Source organism: Bifidobacterium simiarum (genome assembly GCF_002802905.1).
Lineage (GTDB): Bacteria > Actinomycetota > Actinomycetes > Actinomycetales > Bifidobacteriaceae > Galliscardovia > Galliscardovia simiarum.
The window spans coordinates 77,201-89,731 of sequence record NZ_PEBK01000008.1; the positions used below are offsets into that span (position 1 = coordinate 77,201).

Below are 12,531 nucleotides of genomic sequence, written 5' to 3' on the forward strand. Positions count from 1 at the left end.
TCACATGACCATGTTCTGGATGATGTGGAACACGGAGGATCCGAGCACGAACCAGAACGCCAGATGGGTCAGCAGGCACATCGCCGTGGAGACGGTCCACAGCCACACGCGGTCGACGCTGCGGTTGCTGTCGCAGTGGGCGAGATAGGCGATGGGGGTGACGAACACCAGCAGCAGGCCGCCGAACAGGGCGAGCAGGGCCGACGAGGTCGCGCCGCCTCCCATCGAGGCGAACGCCAGTGCGATCAGGTTCACGATGGTCAGCGGCATCATGTGCTGGCCGACCCGCACATGGGTGCGGCCGAACGTGCCGGGCAGACCGTAGAGCCGTTCGCCGACGAAGCACAGCGTCACGGTCACGTAGTACAGGGCGAGCGTGATCAGGAAGAACACCAGCCAGTGGCCCAGCGGTACGGTCGGGGTGCTGTCGTAGCCGTAGTAGCCATAGCCGTAGGAATAGCCGCCGGTCAGCCAGGACCGGAGACTGTTCAGGAGATCGGAAACGCCGCTGATCGCCTGATACTCCCACAGGTAGAAGATCGTGCCGACGATGGCGGCGTTGGCGGCCAGGGGGATGAGACCCCACCAGGATTGCGCGTGGTATTCGCCGGAGGGACGCTTGAACGCCGCCGTCAGCCACTGGCCCAGATCGCCGTCCGAGCCGCTGGTGACGTTGGTATTGGTGACGCCAGGGTTGGTGCCGATAACGCCGGTTGCGGGGGCTGCGGGGGCGGTTGCCGGCGACGATGCCGGGGGAGTCATGGGAGTGGTACCGGCCGGATTGACGGCGGATGCCGGCATGTGGGCCTGTGCGCTCATGGGCGCCGGGAAAGTCGCCTGAGGGGGAGTCTGGATGGTCTGGGGATTACGGGGGAGCGGCGCCTCGAGGGCTGCTCCGCAGATCCGACAGAAATTGGCCTGATCGGTGTTTTCGCTGGCGCACTGGTTGCAGATCTTCATGATGGTCTCTCTTTCCTCGTCGTGGTCGGGATCGGAGCGGGATCATGAAACGGCGGTGCCGCCGTTCCTTTCCGTTCCATCCGGTCTAACCGGACAATCCAATCAACCGGCAGTATTGTTAACCGGACAATGTTTCCAACCGGACAATATGATCAACCGGACAATACTGGTAACCGGACAAAACGGAAAGCGGAAAGGACCGCGACACCATGTTGCGGGTCCACGGATCCGCCGTATTGCGATCCGCCTAGCGCGTACCGCCGTTGACGTAGTCGATGTCGTATCCCTGCGCGGTGTTGTAGACGATGACGTGCTGGTCGATCGAACCGTCGGAGGTACGGATGTCCACGGTCACCGTACGCGGCAGCAGTTCGGATCCCTGATAGTGCGGCGTCGCCATGTAGACGATCGTGCCGGACGAATGGGTCTTCAGCCAGTTGCGGGCCAGCGTCTCCGTATAGGCCATGCCGCCGGGCGTGGCGTCGTTGTCGCCGACGTTCTGCGTACGCGTGCCGGTGACCATGTTGTCGGCCTCGTCCTTGCCGCCGAGCGACTTGGCGATCAGATGCGACTTGTTGAACAGATAACCGTGGTACGTACGACCCGAGGCCATGGTGATCGCGACCTTGGGGTTATGCCTCGGCCAGCCGGTGATCGTGTCGGGCATGTGGCGTTCGCGGGACGAGCCGGCCGTCATGAGCCGGCGATCGATCACGCCGACCGCCATGCCGGAACGGTCCAGCGAATCGGGTTCGGAATATCGAATCGTTCCCGTGGCGGGCAGGGATCCGGCGGCCGAGAAGTTCGCCCTGCCGGACACCAGATAATAGTTGGGTGCCGTGGCCGGGTTCCATGCGGCCGTATCGGATGCCGTGCCCGATGAGCCCGATGTCGATCCGTTTGCCGAGGAATCCGATGGCGATCCGGTCGATCCGGATGATCCGGATGAGGAGGATCCGCTCGAGGAACCGGCCGACGATGACGTCGATGACGATTCGGACGGCGAGGACGATGCCGACGCCGAGGAGGACGACGAGGAGTCATCGCCGGTGTCGATTTCGACCGTGCAGCCGGCCAGCGGAGCCAGCATGGCCAGGACGACCGCGAACGCGGCCGTGGCACGGGTCAGGGTCCGCGGGATCATTCGCGGGATCACTCGCAGAATGATTGTCCGCGCGGACGACAGGATGCGCTTGAGTGGCATGGATCAGCCTTTCCGTATGCGATCCGTGCTCGGATATCAATATCGCATATCCGCAGGTTCGGATCGGTGTCTTCGGATTCGTTACGGTGTGCCATCCTACAACAGCGGATGCGGCGGATGCCGATTGGCCGCGGGATGACCGCGGGAGCTGCGCATATCCGGTCCAAACGATTCGGTCCAGATGATCCCGGAAAACGATCCCGGAAATAGTCCAGCAAGAGGTTCCGGAAGAGGGGTTTCCCGATCTCCATATTGAACCGATAATATAGATTATGTCAGAAAAGAGATCGAATAAATCCGCAACCATCATGAAACCCCAATGATGACAACGGATTTCGCCGGCAATCGGTGTGACGTGCCCGACGCCGGAAACGGCGAATGGCTCACGTTGGGCACACGACCGAGCCACTGAGGGCCGCTGAGGTGAGCCGCTGACTCGAATTGTCCGGTTGGTTATGGTGTCAGACATTCCAGCCACATGAAGAGAAAAGAGACACCATGATCTGGCTCATCGTCATCATCGCCGTCATCGCGTTCTTCGCGGCGGTCGGCTCCGTAACCGACAGCGAAGAAACCACCGTACAAGCCGAGCCCAGTGATCAGACCGACGATCTGTATGGCATGAGCGAAGCCGAGATCGTCCGGCGTCTTCGCTCATGCACCGCCCAGGTGAAAGGCCTGCCCGGCGGCGGACTGCACGACACCGGTTTCGGCGCCATGCGAGAGAACGCCGGCCGACGCGGCGAATACTCACTGGCCGCCGCGCTGATCAGGCACGGACTCCTCGACGACCCCAATACCTGCGTGTGGTTCTCCCTGCGCAACCCCGGCGACGACACCGGCAACACCGACATCGACTGCGTGATCGCCCGCGGCACCAACGTCTGGCTGCTTGACGCCAAGCACTACTATCCCGCCGCCAAGGACCTGTACCTCGAATCCGCGGGCGACCGTGCCGTCAAAGGCGGTGACCGCACCTATGTGACCAGCCGGAACATGGCCTGGGTCACCAACGCGGTGCGGGAGCGTCTCGGTTTCGCACGCATTCACCCGCTGGTGCTGCTGTGCCGCACGCGGGGCGGGGTCTACGGCATCCGCTCCGATGTCCGCTGGCCCGGCGACATTCCCGTCCGCCAGACGGATCAGTGGCTCAGCGGCATGGCCCAGGGCTCTGACTGCATGCCGTCCAGCGCCACCATCCGCCTGTTCGACAGTCTCGTCAAAACGCCTGAAATCGGTTCCGCCAAGCGGGCCAGCTTCGGCAGGACGGCGTAGTCGTCGTAAGTCTCGGACGCCTGTTCTCAGAGGCCGGCGAAATACCGGTTCACGCCGTCGAGCAGCTGGTCCACGGTATCGATGATCAGCGTGGCGCCGTGGGCCTCCAGCTCTCCGGCTTCGGCGTAGCCCCAGCGGCATCCGATGGTGCCGATGCCGACGGCCTTGCCGCCGTCCATGTCGGTCCACCGGTCGCCGACCATGACGGCCCGATCGCCCCGGGCCTCGTCATAGCCGATCTCGTCGAAGCAGTACCGGATCACCTCGTCCTTATGCAGACGGGAATCGTCCATGCTGGCGCCCCAGACGCCGTTGACCATATCGGTGATGCCGAAGTGCTCGCAGACCACCTTCGCCTGCGGCTCGGGCTTGCAGGTGGCCACGGCGAGGAAATAGCCGGCCTCGGTGAGCTTCCTCATCTGCTCGGGAATGCCGGGATACACGGTGTTGTACAGCCGACCGGGAACCTTGTTGCCGGGGTGATTCGGATCGTCAAAGTAGTCGATGTCGGAATAATACCGACGGTAGATGCGAATGCCTTCCTCAAGCTCCTTGCCGTGCAGGCCGTTGCGTTCCATGGACTCCTGGATCGCCGGTCCGATGAACCGGTGCAGTTCCTCATCGTCCGGAACCGGATGGCCGAGCTCCTTGAAGGCCATGGTCACGGATGCGATGATGCCGGGATCCGACTTGGTGAGTGTTCCGTCGAGATCAAGCAGTACGACCTTCCTCGGATGCTGAGCCAACGCCATGCTCCTCTCCCCCTGTTTCTGCGAATATCTGTGTTTGAGAGTATCGAATAATATTATGCCCGGCCATACAGGCCGGGCACGCATGATTCACGCATTGTTCATCTGATCGGTTTTCCGTGGCGGACGACGCGTGAAACCGCCGAACGGGATCACTTCGGGATCACTCGTAATCCGGGATCCAGCCCTCGCGATGCATCTTGAGACGCTTGTCGAGCAGCTCCTTGAGCTCCTCCTCGCTGCGGCGTTCCAACAGCATGTCCCAATGGGTGCGGGTGGGCTTGGCGATCTCGTTGGCCTCGCTGTCGTCGGTGCCTTCGCGATGCGCGGTCTGGCCGCAGCGGCACTCCCACTCCTCGGGGATCTCGGCACCTTCGGCAAGCGGAAGAATCGTGCGATGACCCTTGGGGCAGACATAGGCCACATCGGTTCGCGCCGCGAAATCGACGTTGTCGTCGGACTCCAGCGATTTCGCTCCGATGCTCATGCCACGCAGGCTGCGTTCAGCCATATGATTCCTCCTCGATTATGCAATAAACCGTATCTACGGTACAGAACAGCTTAGACCTGCCGTTTATTCCTCTTCCGCGTATCCTTCGCGCTCCCCCGGCCGACCGTCCGGCCGGCCGATTGACTGACCGATCAGCCGGCCGGTCGACCATCCAGTCAGCCGATCAGCCAGTCAGCCGATCAGTCGACTCCGGAGTAGGCGACGATGCCGCGGTTGACGTCGGACGCGGCCAGCGAGGCCGTGGCGGCGACGTCCTCGCCGTCGACGGGCAGATACGGGCCGGTCTGGGCGACCTGTCCGAGCACGTCGGTCAGACGCTTGCAGGTGCGGACGAAATCACCGCCGGTCATGTCGGTGTCGCGCAGCACCTCGGACAGCGGACTGCCCTTGGCCCACTCGTAGGTGATGTCCACCATGCCGAAGTCCAGCTGCGGCAATGCGTCAAGCCCGAGATCCTCGCAGGTGTCGTTGATCCGGGCCCAGATCTCCCTGGCCCGGGCAGCGGCCTGAGCCACCGCGCCTTCGGGTCCTCCCGGATACCGTCTCGGCTCACCGGATCCGCCGCGACGGGACTCGTAGACGAACGCGCTGAGCAGGGACGCCATCTGCGCGGGCTTGAGCCCGTCCATGACGCCTTCGATCAGGCATTGCGCCAGCACCAGATCCTGTTCGCTGTACAGGCGGCGCAGCAGCTGCCCGTGCGCCGTCAGCGTGTAGTCGCGGGGACGGGAGGCGATCATGTCGGCAGCATCGGCAGTGGCCGATGCGCCTGCGCCGTCCGAATCGACGTCGAACACGGCCTTGAGATACCCCATGTGCTCGAGGATCGCGCAGATGGTGTCGAAACGCCGGGCCACGGATCCCGTGCGCGAATCATACCGGCGCCGCACCCGTTCCAGCTCCCGGGTCTCGCGCATCCATCGATGGCCCCACCGCATGTGCTGGGCGAGGTCGGCACACTGCCGGCACGGATGTTCGCGCTCGGTCTCGCGCAGCCGGGCAATGCGCCGGTCCAGATCGCGGAACGCCTGCTTGCGGGCCTGCTCCGATTCGAATCCGCGGTGCTTGAGCTCGCGCCGCTCCCCCCGTTCCAGATCGGTCAGCTGCATGCGGATGGTCATGAACTCTCGGAAATCGCCCTGATCGCAGTGGAAGGCCCGCTCGTATCCCTCGATGGCCTGGCTCAGCGTCTCGATGCGTGATTCGAGCACCTCGGCCGACTCGTTCGCCTCCCACTGCGCGAACGAATGGTCGAGCGTCATGCGGGACGTGCGGTAGTCACTGGTGTTGAGCAGGTTCACGGCCATGTTGAAGGTCGGCCGGAAGCTGGAATGCAGCGGATACACTCGCTTCGAAGACAATGCCGCGGCGGTCTGCGGCTCGAATCCGCGATGGTCCACCACCACGGCGTGGCCGATGGTGTCGATGCCGCGTCGTCCCGCACGGCCGGTGAGCTGGGTGAACTCCCCCGGCGTCAGCGGCACATGGCCGGTGCCGTCGAACTTCTCGAGCTTCTCCACCACCACGCACCGCGCCGGCATGTTGATGCCGAGCGCCAGCGTCTCGGTGGCGAACACCATCTTGACCAGGCTCTCCTCGAACAGTCGCTCCACGATCTGTCGGAACAGGGCGATCATGCCGGCGTGATGCGGCGCGAACCCCTCCTCCAGTGCGAACCGGAACTTCGAGAACTGCAGCGTCTTGAGCTCGTCCTTGGTGAGCTGTCCGGCCACCATCTCGTCCACGATGGCGCGGATCCGCCGCGACTCCTCCACGGTGGTGAGCTCCAGCCCCGCGTTGATGCACTGCTGGACGGCCATATCGCAGCCGTTACGGGAGAAGATGAAGAAGATGCCGGGCAGCATGTCGAGATAGTTCAGCTCGTCGACCACCGCCCAACGGCGCGGCAGATACCGGTTGGCCTGTTCCTCGCGCCGTCCGGATCCGCCACGGCCCGAATGCCGGCGGTCGTCGCGCCCCCTGATCCGTCGCGCGGCGCGATGGTCCAGTTCTCGGATGCGCGTCATCAGGTTCGGGTTGAGCTGCGTGCTGTCCGCGGAACGGTATAGGTCGTAGATCTCCGGTTCGTGCCGCTCGTCCTCCTGCACCAGCACATGCTGCTCCAACGGCACCGGACGCCGTTCGGAGACCACCAGCGCAGTGCGGCCGTGCGCCGACTCGATCCACGCCGAGAAGTCCTCCACGTTGGAGACCGTGGCCGACAGGCCGACGATCTTCACCTGATGAGGCAGGTGGATGATGACCTCCTCCCACACGGGGCCGCGGAACCGGTCGGCGAGGTAGTGCACCTCGTCGAGCACCACGTATCGCAGCGCCGTCAGGGTCGAGGAATGCTCGTACAGCATGTTGCGCAGCACCTCGGTGGTCATGACCACGATGTCCGCCTCGGAGTTGATCGAGGTGTCGCCGGTGAGCAGTCCCACGCGGTCCGAGCCGTACAGCTCCACCAGATCATGGTATTTCTGGTTGCTCAGCGCCTTGATCGGCGTGGTGTAGAAGGCCTTGACGTTACGTTCCTGAGCCAGAAAGACCGCGAAGTCGGCGATCACCGTCTTACCGGCGCCCGTGGGGGCCGCCACGAGCACGTTGTCTCCGGCCTCGAGCGCCTCGATGGCCTCGGTCTGGAATTCGTCGAGCGGGAAGTCCAGGGTTTCGGCGAACCGTCCGGCGGCGCTGCGCGCCTTGCGCTGACGGTCCCGGAACGCCTGATACCGTGCCGCGGGGCTCTCAGGATCCGGAGTGCCCTGAACGGCACGGTCGTTCTCGGGGATCCTGCGACGATGATGCCTACCCATGTCTCCTCCTATGGACGTCGGGAATGTCGTTCCGCCCACCGCTGTGCGATGCGTGGCGGAACCAGAAGCTTCAGTGCCCTGCGATGGGCTTCGACCCGTACCGGCAGCCGGCCGATGCGCTCCCCGTCGGCCATGAGCACGGGAGATCGGGATCCGTGGGGAGACTCCCCCAGCGTGATGCTCCGGATCCTGCGGTATCCGATCAGCGGTTCGCCGATATGGTCGCCCCGGTACGCCTTGGCCAGGATGCGCAGCGCCTCGGGGGCCGACGGATGCCATTTGGCCCAGATCATCTCGAGCTGCCCGTCGGTCAGGTCGGAATCCGGCGAGGCCTCGATGCCGCTGCCGATGTAGCGGGCGTTGGCGATGGCGATCAGCGGCGTGGTCAGGTCGAAGTCGACGACGCCCGGCTCATCCGTCCTCATGGAGACGTGGAAGCCGTAGTCCTGGACGTGCGAGGCCTCCCAGATGCCGGCCTCCAGATACCTGAGCGTGCCGAACGGAAGCCGCGAATGGTTCGCCCGGTCGTTGATCGCGGCGTCGATGGAGCAGTTGAGCATGCCGGCGAAGAACGTGTTGATGCGTTCGCCGCCGTCGTCCGCCGACGTGACGTGCCCCAGATCGAGGTTGATGGTCGAGCCGCCGGCCACGGCCGCGAGGATGGATTCCGCGCTGGCATGGATCCTGCCGACGGGAAGGTCGAGTCCGCGGGCGAAGTCATTGCCGGAGCCGCAGGCGATGATGCCCAACGGGATGTCGCAGTCCGCGACGGCGTTGACGCCCAGCGACACCATGCCGTCTCCCCCGACGACGACCAGCGTGTCGATGTCGGCAAGGTCCCTGCGCACGTTCGCCATGGAGTCCTCGCGGCTTTCGCCGGTGAGGTCGATTACGCCGAACCCGAGCCGGGATCCGTGCCCGCGCAGGTATCGCAGGGCCTCGTCGCCGACGGACCTTCCGCGGCCGTTGTCCGACGCGGGGTTGGTGACGACGGCGATGGTCGTTCGGCTAGCGATCAAGGTCATTGAAGGTCTTCCACCGTTTCCATGCGGCCACGTGCCGCTGATGCACCTGTTCCCGATGTTCGATGATCCGCGCCTGCGTGGCCGCGTAGCGTTCGGCCGTTTCGGACAGCGGACGGGTGAACGCCGGCGGTTCGGCGGACCGTTCGGTCGCGCCTTCGGATTCGATTCGCGAAAGCCGCTGCGCCACCCGGTCGCCGGTCCCGCCGATGACGTGCATGGCCGCGATCGCATGAAGGATCACGTAGACGCCGCCGACGATCAGCACGACGAACAGGAAGACCACCAGAACAATCCAGATCCATCCCGGCATGAGCGCCTCCTGTCAGTGGGATTGACGGTCCGTGTGCGAACCCCCGTCACCGAGGCTGAGCTCGCGCTTGGCCCGTGCGACGATCATCGAACGCAGGGTTCCCGGGGAGACCGCCACGATGTGACGGGCGTGCGCGATGCAGAACGCCACGAACCACGAGTCGGACGACACGGTCAGGCGTACGATCTCGCCCTCGCCCCACGGCTCCACCCGGGCATCCGGCAGGGAGTCGATGAACGGCAGTCCCGGACGGTCGGTGAGGAACGCGGCGGACGTGCCGTTGTCGAAGCTCCACTGACGCAGCTCGGAGACCGGGACGTCCGGAATGGTGAACGACTCCTGCGGCTTGACGATTTCCGCACGGCCGATGCGGGCCAGACGCAGCACCTGCCAGTCGCTGTGCTTGCGGCGAGCGTCGGTCTTCGTCCGGGTGCCGGCGATCGCGGGATCGTCGATGCCGTTCCATACGGCGGCGTAGTACACGCCCTCGTCCACGAAGATCTTGGCCGGGGCGACCACCTTCTCGCGGGTGCGCCCCGCACCGTCGGTGTATTCGATGTCCAGCAGCGACTTGGAATGGATCGCGTCGTTGACCGCCTGGAAGCACGGCGGCTCCAGCTCGTAGCCGGTCAGGCTCAGCCACGGGGTCTCCCCCGGTTCCGTATGCTCGCGCAGACGGACATACAGCGACTGGGCGCGCTTGCGCGATTCGGCCGGCAGCAGCGGCGAATGCGCCAGATAGCTCACCGAAGCGGTGAGCAGGCTGAGATACTGCGGCGAAATGCCGGCGAGACGCTCAAGACCCAGCGAGTTGGTGGCGCTGATGATGCCCTCGGCCTCCAGCAGCGACCAGTCGATGTCGAAGAACTGGCTGCCGGCCATTTCACCGTCGTCGCTCACCGTGGTGAGCGTGCCGATGTCCTTGCGGATGACGGCCACGGCCTTGCGCAGCTCGTCCTCGGTGTCGCTGTGGCCGATGAACCGTTCGGCCAGATCGGTCATGGGGAACTCCTCGCCGATGTGCGCGGAGAGGAACAGCATGAGACGCAGACGACGGTCCACTTCGGATCCGGTCTGGAACGACGCGCTCAGCGCCTTGCGGGCCTTCGACTTGCTCTTGGGGTCCTCGAGGTCGCCGGTGTGTTCGCTCGCCGCGACGAATTCCCGATGGGCCTTGAACGCCTCCTCGGGATGATCGGCCGAGCCGAAGCGGGTGGCCGCGTTGAGCCGGCGGTTGAACGCGTCGGCAGCCTCCTGGGGGCTGATGATCGAGGAGCCGGGATGCTCCAGCACGAACATCGCCAGATCGTCGGAATCGGTGTAGGCCACGTTGATGTGCTCGCCGTCCACGTCGACCGTGGCGGCGAACCGACGGGAGTCGATCACCTTCACCAGCGCGTCGGGGATGGTCTGCGTGCCGAGGCCGGGCGCGATGGAATCGAGGCCGAGGCCCGGCACCGGCATCTGGGGCACGCGCGGCGCGGTGCGGGAGACCTTGGTGTTCTCCTGCTCGAGCCGCTGCGAGGTCGAGGAGATCGAAATGGACTGGGCCAGATAGTTGGCGGCGGCCAGTACGGGAAGGTCCTCCTGCTCGAAGCGCATGCGGATGCGCGGCTCGTCGCCCAGCTGCAGGCGGTACGAGGCGAAGTCCTGTCCTTCGGACTTCGAGGAGTATTCCGGCTGGCGCGATTCGATGGCGATGCCCATGGCCGCCAGCTTGGCGCGGTCACGCTGGAACTGCTTGGCGAACGCCGCCTTGGCGGCCTGATCGGCCAGTTCGCCGTAGGAGTCGGCGTAGGCCTTCACCCGCTGCGCGATCTGCCGGGATGTCAGCCATTGAGGGAACGCCGAAGAAAGAACGGCCAACACATCCAGTTCGTGCTTGCCCCATTTGTCGGAGAAACGGCGCCTACCGTTTGAAGCTCCCTCAGCCATCTGTCCTCACGTCTCAGTAGAATTGATTTTTGATTGTTGGCTTTTCAGCCTCTAGACATTTTACGGGTAATTCTTCAGGAAACCAGCGTTTTCATCAAAAATTTCCCTACGGGACGATTTTCGTTTTCATCCTTGGCGATTGCCACGTTTTCATCGTCCCGTCATCGACCACGAATCATCCGTCACAGCCAGTCGTCCGGCTCGACGCCGGCAGGTCCGACGAATTCGCCGTTCGGCACGTACGACGGCTCCCCGTTGTCTTCCAGCACGGCGTCGGCGAAGCACTTCACGTTCTGCCCGAAGGTCCAGTCGCCCTTGACGGTGAACGAGTTCGCCGCGGCCAGGGACGGCACGCCGTACGGGAAGCGCTCATCGAAGTCGGCGATGTACTTGTAGTAACGGGGGTCGAGCTCCACCTGCGGGAAGATGTAGTTGCCGTCCTCCATCTCATAGGAGTCGGTGAGGTGGAACCGGTCGGAACGCATGATGAACAGGTCGTTGGTGGTCTTCACCGGCAGGAAGCGCGGACGGTCGACCTCGATGCAGGTGGCGTCGTCGAACAGCGAGATCGCGGCGCCCATCGCGGTCTCCAGCTGGATCACCTTCTCGGTGGAGGGATCGGTGGGATCGACGGTCTTGCGGTTACGGATCACCGGCAGGTCGAGCACGCCGTCGGTTTCGGCGAGCTTGTCGCGCAGGTCGCGCACCCGCACCCAGATGTTGTTGGTATTGAAGTAGGGGTGCTTGGCGATGTCGGTGGCGTCGGCCTTGTCGTCAGCATGCACCTGCGTCATCTCACGCAGGGTGAGGTGGCCGGTCCTGCGGTCGCGCACGATGTGGCCGCCCTTGCGGTCGGCCGGCGTGCGCCTGGCGACCTCCACCATGAACGAGGCGCCGGACTGGGCGAACGCGCCGGCGAGGGTGGTCGAGGGACGGGCGCCGAGGTTGTCGGAGTTCGAGATGAACAGATATTCGATGCCGTTCTCCAGCAGGCTGTCCAGCAGACCGGATTCCCACAGCGTGGCGAAGACGTCGCCGTGTCCCGGCGGGCACCATTCAAGCTCGGTGTCGTCGGGGAACGAGACCGGCAGACCGGTCTCCATGTCGATCTTGGGTTCGACGTGCTGGATGATCTCGGTGGGCACGCCCTCCTGATGGAACCGGCGGTTGTGCCTGAGCACCGACATCGACTCCTTGGACGTGCGGAAGGAGTTCATCAGCGTCAGCGGCAGCGGCACCTGCTCGCGCACACGCGCGGTGATCACCTGTCCGAGGATGATGTCGAGGAAGCGCATGCGCTTGGCCTTGTGGCGGCGCACGGGCAGCAGGGACTTCGGCCCCTCCAGACCCATCGAGGTGCCGAGTCCGCCGTTGAGCTTGAGGAAGGCGGTCTTGCCGAACGCCTCCATGGCCTTGTCATGGTCGATGGTGTGGTAGATGTCCCGCACCGCGGGGATGTCGGTGAGGGGTTCCACATCGCTTTCCCGGATCCACTCCGACTGGTCGGCCTGCCACGTACGATACAGACGCTCAAACTGGGAAATCGCGATCTCACTCATGCCGTGTTCGCACATCTTGGCCGCGGACTGTTCAAAAGGATCCTTGGACACAGGTTCTCCCCTATTCGTGTACGGAAAGCAACAACGAGACACCATTGTATAAGAAACGAGGGGGTGGGACCACCTACGAATCAATTGGAACGTTCTTTTTTCGCCCGCGTGACCGTTCTCGCACGAACCGGATCGC

The 12,531-nt window shown here is 64.2% G+C and carries 9 protein-coding genes and 3 pseudogenes; 1 reads left to right on the forward strand and 11 read right to left on the reverse strand.

The features are described from left to right. Nucleotides 1–960 carry a zinc ribbon domain-containing protein gene (locus CSQ87_RS08575; protein ID WP_100513461.1) on the reverse strand — a complete coding sequence of 320 codons (960 nt, stop codon included), beginning with the start codon at nucleotides 958–960 and terminating at the stop codon, nucleotides 1–3. Nucleotides 961–1,207: 247 nt separating this feature from the next. Then, on the reverse strand, nucleotides 1,208–2,164 hold the full coding sequence (locus CSQ87_RS08580) for a DNA/RNA non-specific endonuclease (protein WP_100513462.1): 957 nt from the start codon (nucleotides 2,162–2,164) through the stop codon (nucleotides 1,208–1,210). A 498-nt stretch (nucleotides 2,165–2,662) separates the two neighbouring features. Between CSQ87_RS08580 and CSQ87_RS08585 the strand changes: the two genes are divergently transcribed. Next, nucleotides 2,663–3,439, forward strand: coding sequence for a nuclease-related domain-containing protein (locus CSQ87_RS08585; protein ID WP_100513463.1), 777 nt, complete (start codon nucleotides 2,663–2,665; stop codon nucleotides 3,437–3,439). A gap of 26 nt (nucleotides 3,440–3,465) precedes the next feature. Here CSQ87_RS08585 and CSQ87_RS08590 read toward each other — a convergent pair whose 3' ends face one another. The 9 genes and pseudogenes from CSQ87_RS08590 to CSQ87_RS08620 all read right to left on the reverse strand — a co-directional run bounded on the left by CSQ87_RS08590 (nucleotide 3,466) and on the right by CSQ87_RS08620 (nucleotide 12,440). Further along, the gene (locus CSQ87_RS08590) at nucleotides 3,466–4,185 is read right to left on the reverse strand and encodes an HAD hydrolase-like protein (RefSeq protein WP_165776811.1); all 720 of its coding nucleotides are present in this window, start codon (nucleotides 4,183–4,185) and stop codon (nucleotides 3,466–3,468) included. Nucleotides 4,186–4,351: 166 nt separating this feature from the next. Further along, nucleotides 4,352–4,699: an RNA polymerase-binding protein RbpA gene (locus CSQ87_RS08595; protein WP_100513465.1), complete on the reverse strand. Its 348-nt coding sequence runs from the start codon at nucleotides 4,697–4,699 to the stop codon at nucleotides 4,352–4,354. 179 nt (nucleotides 4,700–4,878) lie between these two features. After that, nucleotides 4,879–7,515 carry a DEAD/DEAH box helicase gene (locus CSQ87_RS08600; RefSeq protein WP_100513466.1) on the reverse strand — a complete coding sequence of 879 codons (2,637 nt, stop codon included), beginning with the start codon at nucleotides 7,513–7,515 and terminating at the stop codon, nucleotides 4,879–4,881. A gap of 8 nt (nucleotides 7,516–7,523) precedes the next feature. Next, on the reverse strand, nucleotides 7,524–8,540 hold the full coding sequence (locus CSQ87_RS08605) for a diacylglycerol/lipid kinase family protein (protein ID WP_100513467.1): 1,017 nt from the start codon (nucleotides 8,538–8,540) through the stop codon (nucleotides 7,524–7,526). Beyond that, nucleotides 8,524–8,850: a hypothetical protein gene (locus tag CSQ87_RS08610; RefSeq protein ID WP_100513468.1), complete on the reverse strand. Its 327-nt coding sequence runs from the start codon at nucleotides 8,848–8,850 to the stop codon at nucleotides 8,524–8,526. The genes CSQ87_RS08605 and CSQ87_RS08610 overlap by 17 nt, the downstream gene beginning before the upstream one ends. 12 nt (nucleotides 8,851–8,862) lie before the next feature. Beyond that, nucleotides 8,863–9,249, reverse strand: a pseudogene (locus tag CSQ87_RS11360) (WCX domain-containing protein); the annotation flags it as partial. Between the two features lie 15 nt (nucleotides 9,250–9,264). Then, a pseudogene (locus CSQ87_RS11365) lies at nucleotides 9,265–9,936 on the reverse strand (WYL domain-containing protein); the annotation flags it as partial. Between the two features lie 108 nt (nucleotides 9,937–10,044). Next, nucleotides 10,045–10,785, reverse strand: a pseudogene (locus CSQ87_RS11345) (helix-turn-helix transcriptional regulator); the annotation flags it as partial. Nucleotides 10,786–10,967: 182 nt separating this feature from the next. Further along, entirely contained in the window at nucleotides 10,968–12,440 is a 1,473-nt protein-coding gene (locus CSQ87_RS08620; protein ID WP_100513470.1) for a UTP--glucose-1-phosphate uridylyltransferase, read from the reverse strand. Nucleotides 12,441–12,531: the final 91 nt, after the last annotated feature.

Excerpts from the sequence above, each read along its gene's own strand:
- CSQ87_RS08585 (WP_100513463.1), top strand. The coding sequence starts at position 2,663 with ATGATCTGGCTCATCGTCATCATCGCCGTCATCGCGTTCTTCGCGGCG.
- CSQ87_RS08605 (WP_100513467.1), bottom strand. The coding sequence starts at position 8,540 with ATGACCTTGATCGCTAGCCGAACGACCATCGCCGTCGTCACCAACCCC.
- CSQ87_RS08610 (WP_100513468.1), bottom strand. The coding sequence starts at position 8,850 with ATGCCGGGATGGATCTGGATTGTTCTGGTGGTCTTCCTGTTCGTCGTG.
- CSQ87_RS08595 (WP_100513465.1), bottom strand. The coding sequence starts at position 4,699 with ATGGCTGAACGCAGCCTGCGTGGCATGAGCATCGGAGCGAAATCGCTG.
- CSQ87_RS08575 (WP_100513461.1), bottom strand. The coding sequence starts at position 960 with ATGAAGATCTGCAACCAGTGCGCCAGCGAAAACACCGATCAGGCCAAT.
- CSQ87_RS08620 (WP_100513470.1), bottom strand. The coding sequence starts at position 12,440 with ATGGTGTCTCGTTGTTGCTTTCCGTACACGAATAGGGGAGAACCTGTG.
- CSQ87_RS08580 (WP_100513462.1), bottom strand. The coding sequence starts at position 2,164 with ATGCCACTCAAGCGCATCCTGTCGTCCGCGCGGACAATCATTCTGCGA.
- CSQ87_RS08600 (WP_100513466.1), bottom strand. The coding sequence starts at position 7,515 with ATGGGTAGGCATCATCGTCGCAGGATCCCCGAGAACGACCGTGCCGTT.